A 15800-nucleotide genomic window follows, 5' to 3' on the forward strand; every position below is an offset into this window, starting at 1 on the left:
GACCGACGTCGGTCACGCGAGCCGCGCCTCCAGGCCACGGCCGTCGGCGGTCCGCAGACCGCACCAGTCAGGCGTCGGCGTCCGCCGGCGTCGCCGTGCGCACCCGCTGCGGCAGCCCTGCGACCGCGGCACGCCAGGCCCACGCCGCCCCGGCGAAGACCAGCGCCGTGACGGCCCACAGCACCCAGGGCACGTCGGTGTCCAACAGTCCGAGCGTCAGCGGGAAGAGCGCCATCCCCACCGAGCTCGCCGTCTGGAACACGCCGATCGCCCGTCCTCGGATCCGCGGGTGCGGCGCCTCGGCCATCACGGCGTTGGCGGCCGGCAGCGCGACCATGTCCGCCACCGCGAGCACCACCGCGACGAGCACGACGAACGACCAGGCCGCGACGCCCTCGAGCGGCGGGAGCACGATGAGCGGCACCGCCGTCAGCCCGGTCAGTGCTGCGCCGACCGCCACCAGGACACCACGGTCCAGGCCGGCCACCCACCGGGTGACCGAGGTCTGCAGGCAGGCGGCCAGCCCGGTCGCGACGGCGAACTGCACCGGGGCGACCGCTGCCGGCATGTGCCACCGCTCGACGAACAGGACGCTCAGGGCGACGTTCGGCAGGACCATCGCCGGGCCGATCAGGAGCTGCCCGAGCGTGATGAGGCGCATCGACCGATCGGCGGCGAACTCGCGGAGCGACCCCGTCCGTTCGTCGTCGAGGTCGCGTGCCACCGGCTCCGTGGCCCGGGCACCGCCGGTGCGCTGCGTCGCGAACACGATCGCGGCGGCGACGCTCGTCACGACGTTCGCGAGGACGAGCCAGCGCAGGCCGTCGTGTCCGCCGCCGGCCAGGGTGATCGCGGCCACCACCGCGCCGGCGCCGAGGGCGGCGGCCTTGGTCGCCTCGAGGAAGGCGAACCACCGCTCGAACGGGCGACCGTCGGAGAGGTCGTGCACGTACGCCGTCCACGACGTCCAGTAGAGGCGCTCCGACGCGTTCGCCAGGAAGATCGCCGCGAAGACCACGACCGGGTCGTGCGCGACGAGGTACAGGGCGAAGCCGGCGGCGGACAGCAGGTTGTTCGTGATCATCGACGCCCGCGCGCCGAACCGGTCGGTGAGCACGCCGCCGAGGAGTCCCACGGGCAGCGCGAGCAGGGACGCGACCGTCGACAGCAGTCCGATCACGGCGAGGGAGAGGTCGGTCGTCAGGGTGAAGTAGACGATCGTCAGCGGCAGCGTGAGGCCGGCGCCGATCGTGTCGACGAGGACCGCGAAGGTGACGAAGCGGTGCTCGGCGAGCGTGGAGAACGAGGCCCGGAAGCGGGCGCGGATGGAGAACACGGGGAGTCCCTCGGAGTCGTCGCGCGGCGTCGGTGCCGCGCGGGCGTACTGGAAGCGCACGGACCGCGTGGTCCGTGTGGAGGGGGAGCCGGCTCAGGTGCCGGCTCAGCGCTTCGTTGCCATGACTCCGCTGTCGTGTCAGAGGTGTTCGGAAAGGTCTCCCGGTGACCGTAGCGCAGGAGTAGCCTCCCGCCAACCGAGCAGGGGAGACACCATGCAGTTCCTCGTCAACGTCATCGACGACGGGCAGGCCGAGGCCACCGGCCGGACCGAGTCCGGCACCCAGGCCGAGATGGACGCGGTCGACGCCTTCAACACGAGACTCGGCGACGCGATCGTGTTCGCCGCCGGGGTCTCCGCGCCCGCCGACGCGACCGTGGTCGACGCCCGCTCCGGCACGACCAGCACCACCCCCGGGCCGGTCGTCGCCGCTGATCGCTTCGCCGCCGGGTTCTGGGTCATGGACCTGCCGGATGCCGAGACCGCGCTCCGTGTGGCGGGCGAGGCATCGGCGGCGTGCAACCGGACGATCGAGCTGCGGCCGCTCCTCTGATCCGCAGCCCGAGCGCCGCGCACGCCGCGGTGACGAGTGCGGCGACCGCGAACACGACGGGGGCGCCGGACGAGCCGAGCAGCGCTCCGGCCGCGGCGGCTCCACCGGCCTGCCCGAGGACGAGCGCCACGAAGAGCACTGACGTGCCGGCCGACGCCCGGTCCGGATCGATCTCGGTCGTCCACGCGATCAGGGCCCCGGTCGCCGCGGTGTAACCCCAACCGAACACCGCGCAGGCCGCGAGCGCGAGCGGGGTCGACTGCGGCGCGGTCCCGAGCGCGAGGACGGCGAGTGCCACCGCTGCCGTCGTGACGGCCCACTGCCCCCGCGCACGCAGCCGACTGGTCCACGGCGCCGTCACCACCACGGCCGCGCCGCCGAGACCGAGCGCGATCCACGCGGACACCGACACGACGACCGGGGCGCCGGCGTCGACGAGCACCGAGCGACCGTAGGTCCACACCACCGCCGACCCGGCGCCGAAGAGCAGCGCGACCGCGAGCACCGCGCCGTGTGCTCGCCACCACGCGGTGTCCGGCACGGGGGTCCGGGTCGTGTGGCCGGGCCGACCGCCCCGCGTCGACACGAGCAGCACGGCGCCGACCACCAGGGCGAACACGCCCGAGCTCGCCCACGCCGTCCGCCAGTCGGGCAGGAGCACCAGCGCGAGGACGCCGGCGCCGACGAGCCCCGGACCCGTGCCGGAGTTCACCACCGCCTGCGCGCGGCCCTGTGCGGCAGCGGGGAGCCGTGCGGCGACGAGCTGCACCAGGGCGGGCGACGCGAGTCCGGCGCCGCCCGAGGCCACGACGCACGCGACACCGAACGACACCGGTGCGACGGCGGCCGCCATGCCGAGCGCGCCACCCCCGGCGACCACGGCCGCCACGGCGACGAGGACGCGGGGGACCCGCGCGGCCAGGACGAACCCGGCGAGCGCGGCCAGGCAGTACATCGCCGAGGCGCCGGACGAGATCCAGCCGGCTGCGTCCGAGCGCAGGGCGAGGTCGCGCTGCACGTCGGGCAGGAAGAGGCCGTAGACGAGCCGCACGAGTCCGTACGTCGCCGCGATGAGGCCGAGCCCGGACGCGAGTACGACCCGCTGCCGTGACGAAAACGATCGTTTCACTTTTGAGAGCCTAGGGTGCTTCCATGGCGATGCGTCCAGGAACCGAGCAGAAGCTCCTCGACGCCGCGGAGGAGCTCTTCTTCACACGGGGCATCGCCGCGACGCCGATCGACGCGGTGCTCGAGCGCGCCGGGATCTCCAGCGCCACGCTCTACCGCGGGTACGCCAGCAAGGAAGCCCTGGTCGCCGCCGCACTCCGGCGACGGCACGACGACTGGGTGGCGACGTGGGAGCGCGTCGCCGAAGGGGCCACGGACGACCGGAGCCGGTTGCTGTCGGTCTTCGACGCGCTGGACGCCTACCGGTCCACTCCCGCCGGGTCGCGGTGGTGCGCGTTCCTCGGCACCGCCGCCGAGTACGCCGACGCTCCCGGTGACGTCCGAGCCGTGCTCGACCTCGAGACGGGCACACTGCGCGGCCGGCTCCTCGGTCTCGCGGGCCCCGTGGTCGGCGACGCCGCGGCGCTCGCCGACCAGCTGGTGCTCGTCGTGTCGGGCTACCTCGCGATGCGCCTGCGCGATCCGGCGCTCGACACCGAGACCGCCCGGACGGTCGCTGCGGCGCTCGTCGACACGGCGACCGCCGAGGTCAGCGGTGCACCAGCGGCGCGACCTGCTCGGCCAGCAGCCCGAGACCGATGAGCACCATGAGCACGCCGGACACCTTCGTCACCACCACGCTCGCCCTCGGCCGTGACCCGAGGATCCGCCGCGCCGCTAGCGCGACGAGCAGGTAGACCACGGCGCAGTCGAGCAGGTGCAGGCTGCCGAGCACGCCCATCTGCACCGGGGCCGGCCAGCCGTGCGGTGACACGAACTGCGGCAGGAGCGCCAGCAGCAGCAGGACCCCCTTCGGGTTGATGCCGCTCACGCCGGCGCCGCGGAGGAAGCGGGTCCGCGCACTCGTCCCCACCGGACGGTCACTGGCCGCGACGACCGCGCCGGCGCGGGCCAGCAACGTGCTCGCCCCGAGGTACAGCAGGTACGCCGCTCCGGCCAGGGTCAGGACCGCCAGTGCCGCCGGGTACTCCGTCACGAGCGCACCGATGCCGAGCGCGACGACGATCACGACGACCACGTAGCCGCTCACCATGCCGAGGATCGACGGCACCACGGACCGCGGTTGCAGTCCGGCCGCGATGGCGTACGCCCAGTCCGCGCCGGGCGTCAGGGCGAGCAGGAGCGCCACCGTCCAGAACTGGAGCATCAGGGTCAGGTCCACGATCCGAGACGCTACGGCGGATCCGGTGGGATGTGCTCCGATCCTCCCGCGCGACACCCGGTTCGTCTGCGATGATTCCCGGCATGGACGCACTCGACCGGGAGATCCTCTCACTGCTGCAGCACGACGGTCGGATGAGCGCCACCGATCTGGCATCCGAGGTCGGTCTCAGCCTCTCGAGCTGCCACCGCCGCCTGAAGGCGCTCGAGCAGTCCGGCGCGATCGAGCGCTACCGTGCCGTGGTCGCACCCGAGGCGGTCGGGCTGCACTTCGAGGCGATCGTGTTCGTCACCCTCGGCCGCACCGACCTCGAGACCATCGCCGGCTTCGAGGAGCGGGTCCGGTCGATGCCGAACGTGGTCGAGGCGCAGCGGCTCTTCGGCGACCCGGACTACCTCCTGCGTGTCCTCACACGAGACCTCGCCGCCTACCAGGTCTTCTACGACACCGAACTCGGTACGTTGCCCGGTGTGCAGCGACTCTCCTCGACACTCGTGATGAAACGCGTGACCTCCGACGGCACCGTCCCGCTCGGATGAGCGGCTCGCGCGCGGCACGGGTCACCCGCAGGTCGCTCCTCGCCGGCGGCGTCGCGGTCCTCGGCGCCGCAGCGGTCGGCGAGGCGGTGAACCTGCGCCTGCTGCCCGGTCGGTCGACGATGTACCGCGCGCTCGGTCTCGACGGTCCAGCGGGGACCATCCCCGACGCCACGCCGGTCCCCTCGACCTCGGGCTCGTTCGTCTCCACCGCGCGGGCGGGCCGGACCGTCGGTTGGACCGTCGCGGCCCCGCACACGGACGCGCCCCTGCCGATCGCGGTCGCCCTGCACGGGTACGGCAGCGGTCACGGCGACTTCTTCGGCACCCACCTCGGGTACGACCGCTTCCTCGCCGCGCACGTCGCCGCCGGGGGTGCGCCGTTCGCGATCGCCGCGGTCGACGGCGGCAACCGGTACTGGCACCGACGGGCGGACGGCGACGACCCCGCGACGATGGTCGTCGACGAGTTCCTCCCGCTCCTCGCCCGCCGGGGCTTCGACACCACGCGCCTGGCGTTCGTCGGCAACTCGATGGGCGGGTACGGCGCCCTGCACCTCGGGGGCGTGCTCGGCTCGGCGCACGTGCGGGCGGTGTCCGCGATCAGTCCGGCGCTCTGGACGTCGGCGGGCGACACCGCGCGCGGGGCCTTCGACGACGCGGCCGACTTCCGTGCGAACACCGTGCTCGGTCGGCAGCACGCGCTCGACGGTGTCGCGGTCCGGGTGGACTGCGGCACGGGCGACGGCTTCGAGCCGGCGGTCCGGACCTACGTGGACGGCTTCACCCGCCGCCCGTCCGGCGGGTTCGAGCCCGGAGGGCACACGCACGCGTACTGGCGCCGCATGGCCCCGCAGCAACTCGCGTTCCTGGCGCACCACCTGCACGCCTGACCGGCGAGCGTCGGGGCTGCGTCAGGCGCGCCCGCGGTTGCGCCGGCGGATCTCCTTCGGCGCCCGCCCCGCCATGAACGAGCGAGCCGGGTCGACCAGGAACCCCTGCCGGAGCGCCTCGCGTCCGACGAGCATCCGGAAGCCCATCTGGTCGCGGTTGCTCAGCGTGACCTCAGCCTGGAACACCCGCCCGGCGAGGGCGATCTCGGTCAGCACGACGATCCGCTCCTGGGTGTGGCCCGTCGAACTCCGCACGGAGCGGCGGTCGTGCACGTCGCACTCGATCGTGGCGGCGTCCGCGTCGGTGTCCTGCCACGGGTGCACCGAGAACCGCACCCGGTCGCCGGGGAGCTCCTCGAGGTCGAACGCGTGCAGCGCCGAACTCCGGGCTCCAGTGTCGAGCTTGACCTTGATCCACGGGATCCCCAGGTCGGGCAGCCCCGCCCACTCCCGCCAACCGGCGACGACGAGACCGCCGTTCGGGGACTTCGGAGCGCGGGCCATGTGCCCATCCTGTCGCATGCTTGGATGGAGCGTCGTCGCCCCCTCGTACCCAGACCCCGCGGAGCCGCACCGATGAAACTCGCCATCCTGTCGCGGGCCCCGCACGCGTACTCGACCGAGCGCCTCCGGGCCGCTGCGATCGACCGGGGGCACGAGGTGAAGGTGCTCAACACCCTGCGGTTCGCGATCGACCTGTCCGGCGAGGACCCCGACCTGCTGTACCGCGGCAAGCTCCTCAGCGACTACGACGCCGTCCTGCCCCGCATCGGGAACTCGATCACGTACTACGGCACCGCCGTCGTGCGGCAGTTCGAGCAGATGGACGTGTACACGCCGAACACCGCGACGGGCATCACGAACTCGCGCGACAAGCTCCGGGCGAACCAGATCCTGTCGCGGCACCACATCGGCATGCCGGCGACGACGTTCGTGAACAGCCGCGCCGATGTGCGCGGCGCGATCGAACGGGTCGGCGGGGCGCCGGTCGTGATCAAGCTCCTCGAGGGCACGCAGGGCATCGGCGTGATCCTGGCGCCGGAGGAGAAGGTGGCAGAGTCGATCGTCGAGACGCTGCACTCGACGAAGCAGAACGTCCTCATCCAGTCCTTCATCTCGGAGAGCCGCGGCAAGGACATCCGTGCCCTCGTGGTCGGTGACCGGGTCGTCGCGGCGATGCGTCGGAGTGCCTCCGGCGACGAGTTCCGGTCGAACGTGCACCGCGGCGGCACCGTCGAGAAGGTCACCCTGACGCCCGAGTACGAAGAGGCCGCTGTCCGTTCGGCGCAGATCATGGGCCTTCGGGTCGCGGGCGTCGACATGCTCGAGGGCAACGACGGACCCCTCGTGATGGAGGTCAACTCGTCGCCGGGGCTCGAGGGCATCGAGCGGGCGACCAGCCTCGACGTCGCGGGCGCGATCATCGACTTCATCGGCAACCAGGTCGCCTTCCCGGAGATCGACGTCCGCCAGCGGCTGACGGTCTCGACGGGGTACGGCGTGGCCGAACTCCTGGTGCACACCAACGCGGAACTGGTCGGGAAGACGATCAAGGAGTCCGGGCTCTGGGACCGCGACATCACCGTGCTGACCCTGCACCGCGGCGCCACCGTCATCCCGAACCCCCGCAGCGGCGTCGAGCTGCAGGCCGGTGACCGGCTGCTCTGCTTCGGCAAGCTCGAGGAGATGCGGTCGATGGTGCCCGACCGCCGACGCCGTCGCAGCAAGGTCCGGAAGCTCCCGAAGGACGCCTGACACCGGCGGCCCAGCGCTCCCGGATCGCGCTTCCAGGCTGGATGGGGAAGTATGTATCGGTGACGATCATGACGGAACGGCCGGTCGACCAGGCGACGAGCAACGATCCGGAGCGGCCGGGCAACGCCACGGCGAAGCACCAGAACGTCTCGCTGCTGTCCGTGGCGACCACCACGGCCGAGCGGGTGACGACCTCGGCCGACATCGAGGCGCGCCTCCGCGGCGTCCTTCGTCGCCTCCGTCTGCCGATGGGGCTGCTCGAACGCGTCGCCGGTGTCACCGAGCGCCGCAACTGGGGCGAGGGCCAGACCTTCCAGGACGCCGCGATCGACGCCGGCCGTCGCGCGATGGCCGAGGCGGGTGTCCGCCCCGAGGACATCGGCCTGCTCATCAACACGTCGGTGACCCGTCCGCACCTCGAGCCGTCCGTCGCGGTCCGCCTGCACCACGGTCTCGGCCTGCCGACGTCGGCGATCAACTTCGACATCGCGAACGCGTGCCTCGGGTTCGTCAACGCGATGAGCGTCGCCGCGGGCATGATCGACTCCGGCCAGATCAAGTACGCGCTCGTCGTGGACGGTGAGGACGCCGACCAGGTGCAGCTCAACACGATCGACCGCCTGAACCAGGGCGGCCGGAACCGCAAGGACTTCATGAGCGAGTTCGCGAGCCTGACCCTCGGGTCCGGTGCCGCGGCCGCCGTGCTCGGCCCGTCCGACGCGCACCCCGAGGGGCACCGCATCGTGGGCGGCGTCACCCGCGCCGCGACGCAGTGGTACGACCTCTGCGTGGGCAGCGTGGACGGCATGTTCACCGACGCGAAGATGCTGCTCAAGGGCGGCATGGAGCTCGTGGTCGCCGCCTGGAACGAGGCCCGCGCACACTTCGACTGGGCCGACATGGACCGGTACGTGCTGCACCAGGTCTCCGACGTGCACACGAACGCCTTCGTCGAGGCGATCGGCATCCCGCGCGACAAGGTCCCGACGACCTACCAGCGGTTCGGCAACGTCGGTCCGGCGTCGATCCCGATCACCCTGGCGGACGAGGTCGCGAACGGGGGCATCACCCGCGGCGACCGGGTCTTCCTCGGCGGTGTCGGTTCCGGCATCAACACGGCGATGATGGAACTGCGCTGGTGAGGTCCGGCCTCCCGCGCGTCGCCGCTGCCACGGCTCCGGCGACGCTCCCGCCGCCCCTGCCCGGACTCGACCCCGCCTGGTCGCGTCTCGTGACCGTCCCCGGTGTCGCTGCTGACGGGCCGGGAGGCACGACTCGCCCCGCGCGCACCTGGCACCTCCTCGACACGGCCGGTTCCCTCGACGCGCTCGGCGTGCGCCCGGTGGGCACCCTGCTCTGCGTGCACGGGAACCCCACCTGGTCGTACCTGTGGCGGTCCGTCGCCGCGCGGTCGCTCGAGGTCGCCCGTGCGGGCGGTCCGGCGTGGCGGGTCGTCGCGGTCGACCAGCTCGACATGGGCTTCTCGGAGCGCACCGGGCGCCAGCGCGGCCTGCCCGAACGCGTCCGCGACCTCGGCGCGCTGACCGACGAACTCGGGCTCACCGGCCCGGTGGTGACCCTCGGCCACGACTGGGGCGGCGTCGTCTCGCTCGGCTGGGCCGTCGACCACCCGGACCTCGTGGTGGCGGTCGCGACGTGCAACACCGCCGTGCACCAGCCCGCCGATGCCCCGATCCCGGCGCCGCTCCGGCTGGCGCTCCGTCCGGGGTTGCTCGGCCGGGCGACCGTCGTGACGCCGGCGTTCCTCGAGACGACGCTCGCGATCGCACACCCGAAGCTCGACCGTCCGACGGCCGACGCGTACCGGGCGCCGTACCGCGGCGCCGCCCGTCGCGGGGGGATCGGCGGGTTCGTCGCCGACATCCCCGTCGACCAGACGCACCCGAGCGCCCCCGAACTCGACCGGATCGCCGCGGGGGTCGCGGCGCTCGACGTCCCCGCGCTCCTCATGTGGGGCCCGCGCGACCCCGTGTTCCTCGAGCGGTACCTCGACGACCTCGCCGAGCGGCTGCCCCAGGCCGACGTGCACCGCTTCGAGGGCGCCGGGCACCTGCTGCCGGACGACGCCGACGTCGCCGGGACGGTCTTCGAGTGGCTCGGCGACCACCTGCCGGACGGCCACGTGCCCGCGCGGGACGAGCCGCGCCTCCGGGCCGGCACCGAGGCCGCGACGGACGCGAGCCGCCCCCTGTGGGCTGCGCTCGACGACCTGCGCGACAGCGACGAACCCGCGTTGGTCGAGATGGCCGCACCCGGCGGGGTCCGTACCGTCTCGTGGCGACTGCTCGCGCGCCGGGTCGAGGAGATCGCGGCCGGACTCGCGGACCTCGGCGTGCGCTCGGGCGACCGTGTCTCGCTGCTCGTCACGCCCGGAGCCGACCTGACCGCCGTCCTCTACGCGTGCGTCCGGATCGGCGCAGTCGTCGTCGTGGCCGATGCCGGACTCGGGCTGCGCGGGCTGACCCGTGCCGTCCGCGGAGCCCGTCCCGACTGGGTCATCGGGGCCCTGCCCGGGCTCGTTGCCGCCCGCGCGCTCGGGTGGCCGGGCCGACGCATCGCGACCGTCTCGCTGCCCGGAGCCGCACGTCGGGCGCTCCGTGTCGAGCACACGCTCGTCGACGTCGCCCGTCGTGGTGCGGCGCAGCTCGCGGCGGGCGCGGCCCTGCCGGCCGTCCCCGCGTCGGACGCACTCGCGGCGGTCCTCTTCACCTCCGGGTCGACCGGGCCGGCGAAGGGCGTCGTGTACACGCACGGGCAGCTCGGCGCCGTCCGCGACGCCCTCGCGACCCAGTACGACATCGGCGTCGGCACCGGACTCGTCGCCGGGTTCGCGCCGTTCGCCCTGCTCGGGCCGGCGCTCGGCGCACGGTCGGTGGCACCCGACATGGACGTCACCGCGCCCCGCACGCTCACGGCGACGGCGGTCGCTGCGTCGGTGACGGCCGCCGACGCGACCGTGGTGTTCCTGTCCCCGGCGGCGCTCGCGAACGTGGTGGCGACGGCCGCCGCGCTGACGGACGCCGACCGCCAGGCGCTCGGCCGCGTGCGGCTGTTCCTGTCGGCCGGTGCCCCGGTGTCGGCCGCGCTGCTGACCGCGGCGACCGACCTCATGCCGAACGCGAGCGCGCACACCCCCTACGGCATGACCGAGGGGCTGCTCATGACGGACGTCGACCTCGACGGGGTGCTGGCCGCGTCGGAGTCCGCCGACGAGGGGATCTGCGTCGGGGTCCCGGCCGCGAACGTGCGCGTCCGGATCGCGCCGCTCGACGATGCCGGACGGCCGACCGGGTCCCCGACCGACGCGGCTGGCGTCACCGGCGAGATCGTCGTCGCGGCACCGCACGTGCGGGAGCGGTACGACCGGCTCTGGCGGACGAACCGGGTGTCACGGCTCGGCGTGGACGACCCCCGCGGCCACCGCACCGGTGACGTCGGACACCTCGACGCGTCGGGCCGGCTCTGGGTCGAGGGACGGCTGCAGCACGTGCTGACCACCCCGTCCGGCGTCGTCACGCCGGTCGGTCCCGAGCAGCGCATCGAGCGTGTGGACGGCGTCGGACGAGCGGGTCTCGCCGGGATCGGACCAAGCGGGACGCAGCAGGCCGTCGCCGTCGTCGAGACCACCGGGCAGGGCCCTGCGCGTGGTCGTGTTCGTCGCCGTCCGGGGCTCGCCGAACCGGCGCTGGCCGCAGCGGTCCGGGCTGCCGCGGGGGTCCCGCTCGCCGCGGTGCTGACCGTGCCCGTGCTGCCGACGGACATCCGGCACAACTCCAAGGTCGACCGTGCGCGGCTGTCCCGGTGGGCGGCGTCGGTGCTCTCCGGCGGACGGATGGTCCGGCCGTGACCGGCGCGTGCGGTGCGTGCGGTGCGTGCGGTGCGCGCGGTGCGTGCTCACGCGCTCAGCGACACTTCACGGGCCGTCGGGCGCGTGAACTGTCGCTCAGCGCGAAACGGCGAACCGCCGCGGTGCTCTCCGGCGGACGGATGGTCCGGCCGTGACCGTCCTCGTCACCGGGGCGAGCGGGTTCCTCGGGCAGGCGACGGCCGCGGCCGTGCGGGACGCCGGGCACGAGGTCCGGACGTTCCAGCGCCGGCCCTCCGGGGTGTCCGGGGCGTCCGACGTGCTCGGCTCGATGACCGACCCCGACGCGATCCGCCGCGCCGTCGACGGCGTCGAGGCCGTCGTGCACCTCGCCGCGAAGGTCTCGCTCGCGGGTGACCCGGCCGACTTCGTCCGCGTGAACGTCGACGGCACCCGGGCACTCGTCGACGCGGCCCGACAGGCCGGGGCCCGTCGCTTCGTGTTCGTCTCCTCGCCCTCCGTCGCGCACACCGGGTCGTCGCTCGTCGGTGCGGGTGCCGGTCCGGCCGAACCGGCTCGTGCGCGTGGCGACTACGCCCGCACGAAGGCCGCCGCCGAGCTCGTCGCCCTCGGCGCCGACGCCCCGGGGTTCGCCGTCGTCGCCGTCCGGCCGCACCTGGTGTGGGGGCCGGGCGACACGCAGCTCGTGGGACGGATCGTCGACCGCGCTCGGACCGGCCGGCTGCCGGTGCTCGACTCCGGCGCAGCCCTCATCGACACGCTCTACGTCGACAACGCCGCGTCCGCGATGGTCGCCACGCTGACGCACGCCGCCGACGAGGGGGTGCACGGGAACGCCTACGTCGTGACGAACGGTGAGCCGAGGCCGGTCGCCGAGCTGCTCGCCGGGATCTGCACGGCGTCCGGTGTGCCGGCGCCGCGGTTGCACGTGCCGGCGGGGGTTGCCCGGGCCGCCGGGTCGCTCGTCGAGGCCGTGTGGCGGGTGCGCCCGGGGCAGGACGAGCCGCCGATGACGCGGTTCCTCGCGGAGCAGCTGTCGACGGCGCACTGGTTCGACCAGCGCCGGACCCGTCGCGACCTGCAGTGGGCGCCGGCGGTGTCGATCGACGAGGGCCTGGCACGGCTGGCGGCGGCCGCGGCGGCCAGCCCGGCCCCGGCCCGTACCCGAACCTCGGGCTGAGCGACACTTCTCGGGTGCTGGGCCGCGAGAACTGTCGCGCACCCCGAATCTCCGACCCGCGCGGCCGGGTCTCGGGCCGGCGCAGCCGAGCTCAGGCCTGGTCGGCCGCCACGTAGACCCAGGCGGTCCACCCCGACGCGAGCGTGACCCGGATGCGCTGGTAGTCGGCGACCTCGTACCGGTCGACCGCGCCGAGCTGCCACTCGTACCCGAGGGCGAGGACCGAGCCCTCGACGACGTCGCCCGCGGAGCCCCGTCGCAGGATCGGGTGCCGGTCGGACCCACTCGTCCGGATGACCTCCGGGTCGGTGATGGTCACCCACTCGAGGCGCCACCCCGGCAGCGCGTCCGGTTCGGTCGGCACGTGCCCGCCGAACAACGACTCCTGCACGAGCGGCTGCCGGAGCGTGCCGTACGAGAACACCCGCTGCGTCTGGCCGGGCAGGGGAGCGGGCCGCTTGATCGGCTTCGGACCGATCGTCGGCGTCGACGTCCACACGAGGGCTCCCGCGACGCCCGTCAACCCGAGGTGCAGCAGCCCGATGACGCCCAGGACGCTGCCCCAGATGACCCCGGACGTGTCGCCGGGGCAGGGCTCGGGGAACCCGTCTTCGTCGAACGGTCCGCACATCGCGTTCCCGTTCGTCACACCGACGGCGATCGCGATGACGCCGACGACGAGGCAGACCAGCGCGAACACGCCGAGACCGAGGACCCAGCGCTGGCCGGGGGAGAGACGCTTCACGTCGCGAGGGTAGCGGACTGGAGGCACGCACCACGCGAGCCGACCGGCTCACGTGATCCGCGCCTCCAGTCCGGCGACGTCACCCGCAGAACTCCGTCGGCGGCGACTGATCCACCTTGCTCACCCAGACCGAGTCAGCTCGGTCGCCGGAGCCGACCGGCGGGAAGCGGAAGCTGACGAACACGCCGTTGATCGTCGTCGTCCAGCCGCCGTAGGGCGAGTCCGACGGCTGGGCGTCGTCGTTGCCCGGTTCCGTGTAGTGCAGGTCGGGGTACGCCGCCCGCAACTCGGCGAGCGTGCTGCCGACGCCCAGTCCAGCGGCCGTCGTGGGGCCGTTGCCCTGAGCGTCCGGGGCGCCGGTCCCGATCGCGACACTCTGCACCGTGCCGTCGTCCGCCCGGACCACCGTCAGTTCCGGGAAGTCCTGCGACAGCCAGAAGGTGACAGCCGGGTTGAGGCAGGGCTCGGGCGAGTAGATCCCGTCCAGGTCGTCGGTCTCGGCGGCGTCCTCCCCACCGAGCGCGATCGGCCCGACCTCGCTCCCCGAGATCGTCCAGGTGGACGGATCGGACAGCGCGTACGGCGGCCGGGTCGACGTGGGCGACGGTGTCGAGGTCGGCGTCGGGCGTCCCACGACCGGCGCCCCGGAAGGGGTCTCGGTCGGGGTCGGCTCGACGGTGGGCGTGGCGGTCGGCACCGGCTCGGCGGTGATCGACGTCGGGATGAGGCCGAGCGCGACCCCGCCGCCGGCGGCACCGAGCAGGAGCACTCCCACGACGCCGATCGCGATGCCCGCACGACGTCCGTGTCGCTTCGGGCGAGGGGTGGCCCGCTCGAGGACGTTCTGCTTCATCGAGACGAGCATGCGTTGCAGGTCGTCTCCCTCGGGGGGTTCAGTGTTCATCGTGCGTCACCGCCTTCTTGAGTCGTCGGCGGGACCGGGAGACCCGCTGGGTGACCGCTCCGACGCTGAGTCCGAGCAGTTGGGCGGCTTCCGCGTAGGAGTACCCCTGCAGCAGGCAGAGTTCGCAGATCCGGCGGTCGGTGTCCGGGAGGGCGGCGATCTCGTCGCGCACCCAGCGGAGCTGTTCGGAGGCCTCGGTCGTGTCGCCGGGCGCAGCGAGCTCGGCGGGCAGTTCGTCGCCGGCGTTCTTCGCGGTGCGGCGGCCGGTGTTCCTGGCGTGGTTGCGGCACACCACCAGGAGCCACGGCAGCAGGCTGCCGGTGGGGAGCTGGAGCCCGTCGGCGCGTTGCCAGAGGGTCAGGAACGTGTCCTGGACGATCTCCTCGACGTCCTGACGGCTGCCCGCGATCGCCCACGCGTACCGGGTGAGTGTCGGCGCGAAGCGGTCGAACGCCGTCGCGAGCGCTGCTCTGTCCCCCGAGGCGAGGCGCCGTGCGAGGCCGGCGTCGTCTTCTGCGGTGTTGTCCACGGTGCTCCCTTCACTACGACAATGTCGGGAGAACGCCGAACATGACACGGATCACGACGCGAGTCGTCCACGTCGTGATCCATGTGTGATGCGCCGGAGGCGTCAGCGGTGTCGGTTCGCCGCCTTCGCGAGCTTCTTGCCGAGCTTCTTCCGGCCCTTTCGGGCGCGCGGGTCGTTCCAGATCCGCCGCGCGGTCTCGGCCTTGGAGGTCTTGATCACCGGACGGTTGGCACGGGAACCGAACCAGAAGCCGATGAGGACGATCGCGCCGATCAGGATGATGCGGTTGCGCATGGTGGTGCTCCTTCGTTGGTGGTGCACGGGTTCGGCGCGTCAGCCGGTGAAGCGGTTCCAGAGCTCGGTGACGATCGGCCAGACGTCACCGGCGCGGTCGGCGGACCCGATCGCGACGAGGACGATCGGCACGATCGTGACGGCGATGGCCACGAGGACGGCGAGCACGACGGCCGAGGCGGCGGTCGCGGTGTGCCGTCGGGTGAAGGCCAGAACGAGCAGCGCGAGGACGACCAACGACCCCGCGATCGTGACGAGTGCCACCCGCACGAACGGGAACGGCACGAGTCCCGAGGTGGTCGCCGTGACGCCGCCGAGGAACCCGACGAGGGGCAGGAACGCCCCGAGTGCGGTGCCGAGGACCAGGACCACGCCGATGCCCGAGGCGATCCAGACGCCGCGTGGCCGGGGACGGCGGAGCTTGGTCCGGCGGTTCCCGGACCAGGCGGTGGTCACGGCTGCTCCCGGCGGTGCCGGGCGGCGTCGCCGTCCGCGGCGGTCGCGGCCGCGTCGGCGGAGTCGGCAGCAGCGGATGCGGCGTCCTCAGCGGCGTCGGCGGCGTCCTCAGCGGCGTCCGCAGCCGCGGCCGCACGATCGGCTGGGGCGGTGGATGCCGTGTCGCGGACGGTCTCGACCGCGTCGGCGGCTCGGTCCCGGGTGCGCTCGACCGCGTCAGCGGCTCGGTCCCGCGTGCTCTCGGCGGCGTCGACCACGACGTCGCGGGCCTGCTCCGCGGCGTCCTTCGCGGACGACGCGGCGTCGGCGGCCTGCTCCGAGGCCCGGGCGAGCGACTCGGAGGCGGCGTCACGCACGTCCTCGGTGGTGTCGGCGGCGGTCTCGACGACACGCTTCGTGGTCTCGGCGGTGGCGTCGGCCGC

Annotated in this window: 17 protein-coding genes and 1 pseudogene; 8 read left to right on the forward strand and 10 right to left on the reverse strand. The window is 73.5% G+C overall.

Features of this window, described 5'->3' with window-relative positions; all coding sequences use genetic code 11:
• Positions 1 to 67 precede the first annotated feature (67 nt).
• Positions 68 to 1396, reverse strand: a complete 1329-nt coding sequence (locus BIU96_RS02870; protein ID WP_071291110.1) for an MFS transporter — start codon at positions 1394 to 1396, stop codon at positions 68 to 70.
• A 154-nt stretch (positions 1397 to 1550) separates the two neighbouring features.
• On the opposite strand from BIU96_RS02870, the gene BIU96_RS02875 reads away from it, so the two are divergent.
• Positions 1551 to 1889, forward strand: a complete 339-nt coding sequence (locus tag BIU96_RS02875) for a YciI family protein (protein WP_071291111.1) — start codon at positions 1551 to 1553, stop codon at positions 1887 to 1889.
• Here the strand turns inward: BIU96_RS02875 and BIU96_RS02880 are convergent.
• Positions 1795 to 3018, reverse strand: a complete 1224-nt coding sequence (locus BIU96_RS02880; protein ID WP_071291112.1) for an MFS transporter — start codon at positions 3016 to 3018, stop codon at positions 1795 to 1797. The genes BIU96_RS02875 and BIU96_RS02880 overlap by 95 nt on opposite strands.
• Positions 3019 to 3041: 23 nt before the next feature.
• Between BIU96_RS02880 and BIU96_RS02885 the strand changes: the two genes are divergently transcribed.
• On the forward strand, positions 3042 to 3659 hold the full coding sequence (locus BIU96_RS02885; protein WP_071291113.1) for a TetR/AcrR family transcriptional regulator: 618 nt from the start codon (positions 3042 to 3044) through the stop codon (positions 3657 to 3659).
• On the opposite strand, the gene BIU96_RS02890 is transcribed toward BIU96_RS02885, so the two are convergent.
• The gene (locus BIU96_RS02890) at positions 3607 to 4239 is read right to left on the reverse strand and encodes a LysE family translocator (protein ID WP_071291114.1); all 633 of its coding nucleotides are present in this window, start codon (positions 4237 to 4239) and stop codon (positions 3607 to 3609) included. The two genes, BIU96_RS02885 and BIU96_RS02890, sit on opposite strands and share 53 nt — an antisense overlap.
• 83 nt (positions 4240 to 4322) lie before the next feature.
• Here BIU96_RS02890 and BIU96_RS02895 point away from each other — a divergent pair, with 83 nt between their 5' ends.
• Entirely contained in the window at positions 4323 to 4778 is a 456-nt protein-coding gene (locus tag BIU96_RS02895) for an Lrp/AsnC family transcriptional regulator (protein ID WP_071291115.1), read from the forward strand.
• Positions 4775 to 5668, forward strand: a complete 894-nt coding sequence (locus BIU96_RS02900) for an alpha/beta hydrolase family protein (RefSeq protein ID WP_071291116.1) — start codon at positions 4775 to 4777, stop codon at positions 5666 to 5668. Before BIU96_RS02895 ends, BIU96_RS02900 begins: the two co-directional genes overlap by 4 nt.
• A gap of 21 nt (positions 5669 to 5689) precedes the next feature.
• On the opposite strand, the gene BIU96_RS02905 is transcribed toward BIU96_RS02900, so the two are convergent.
• Positions 5690 to 6172, reverse strand: coding sequence for a RimK/LysX family protein (locus BIU96_RS02905; protein WP_071291117.1), 483 nt, complete (start codon positions 6170 to 6172; stop codon positions 5690 to 5692).
• Positions 6173 to 6244: 72 nt separating this feature from the next.
• Between BIU96_RS02905 and rimK the strand changes: the two genes are divergently transcribed.
• The 4 genes from rimK (at position 6245) to BIU96_RS02925 (ending at position 12450) form a co-directional block, all read left to right on the forward strand.
• Positions 6245 to 7423, forward strand: a complete 1179-nt coding sequence (gene rimK, locus BIU96_RS02910) for a 30S ribosomal protein S6--L-glutamate ligase (protein WP_071291118.1) — start codon at positions 6245 to 6247, stop codon at positions 7421 to 7423.
• Positions 7424 to 7491: 68 nt separating this feature from the next.
• Positions 7492 to 8565, forward strand: coding sequence for a 3-oxoacyl-ACP synthase III (locus BIU96_RS02915; protein WP_071291178.1), 1074 nt, complete (start codon positions 7492 to 7494; stop codon positions 8563 to 8565).
• Complete coding sequence (locus tag BIU96_RS02920) at positions 8562 to 11291, forward strand: alpha/beta fold hydrolase (protein ID WP_071291119.1); 2730 nt, start codon at positions 8562 to 8564, stop codon at positions 11289 to 11291. Before BIU96_RS02915 ends, BIU96_RS02920 begins: the two co-directional genes overlap by 4 nt.
• A 151-nt stretch (positions 11292 to 11442) precedes the next feature.
• The gene (locus BIU96_RS02925; protein WP_071291120.1) at positions 11443 to 12450 is read left to right on the forward strand and encodes an NAD(P)-dependent oxidoreductase; all 1008 of its coding nucleotides are present in this window, start codon (positions 11443 to 11445) and stop codon (positions 12448 to 12450) included.
• A 91-nt stretch (positions 12451 to 12541) separates the two neighbouring features.
• Here BIU96_RS02925 and BIU96_RS02930 read toward each other — a convergent pair whose 3' ends face one another.
• The 6 genes and pseudogenes from BIU96_RS02930 to BIU96_RS19675 form a co-directional block, all read right to left on the reverse strand.
• Positions 12542 to 13195: a gamma-glutamylcyclotransferase family protein gene (locus tag BIU96_RS02930; RefSeq protein ID WP_254785918.1), complete on the reverse strand. Its 654-nt coding sequence runs from the start codon at positions 13193 to 13195 to the stop codon at positions 12542 to 12544.
• A gap of 79 nt (positions 13196 to 13274) precedes the next feature.
• Entirely contained in the window at positions 13275 to 14099 is an 825-nt protein-coding gene (locus BIU96_RS02935) for a hypothetical protein (protein WP_139199730.1), read from the reverse strand.
• Positions 14089 to 14628, reverse strand: coding sequence for an RNA polymerase sigma factor (locus BIU96_RS02940; RefSeq protein WP_071291122.1), 540 nt, complete (start codon positions 14626 to 14628; stop codon positions 14089 to 14091). The genes BIU96_RS02935 and BIU96_RS02940 overlap by 11 nt, the downstream gene beginning before the upstream one ends.
• A gap of 102 nt (positions 14629 to 14730) precedes the next feature.
• Positions 14731 to 14922: a hypothetical protein gene (locus tag BIU96_RS02945; RefSeq protein WP_071291123.1), complete on the reverse strand. Its 192-nt coding sequence runs from the start codon at positions 14920 to 14922 to the stop codon at positions 14731 to 14733.
• A gap of 39 nt (positions 14923 to 14961) precedes the next feature.
• A complete protein-coding gene (locus BIU96_RS02950; RefSeq protein WP_071291124.1) occupies positions 14962 to 15378 on the reverse strand; it encodes an MFS transporter permease in 417 nt (138 codons plus the stop codon).
• A pseudogene (locus BIU96_RS19675) lies at positions 15375 to 15800 on the reverse strand (hypothetical protein); the annotation flags it as partial. The pseudogene BIU96_RS19675 and the gene BIU96_RS02950, both read right to left, overlap by 4 nt.

This window comes from Curtobacterium sp. MCBA15_008 (genome assembly GCF_001865065.1).
In the GTDB taxonomy this organism is placed as follows: domain Bacteria; phylum Actinomycetota; class Actinomycetes; order Actinomycetales; family Microbacteriaceae; genus Curtobacterium.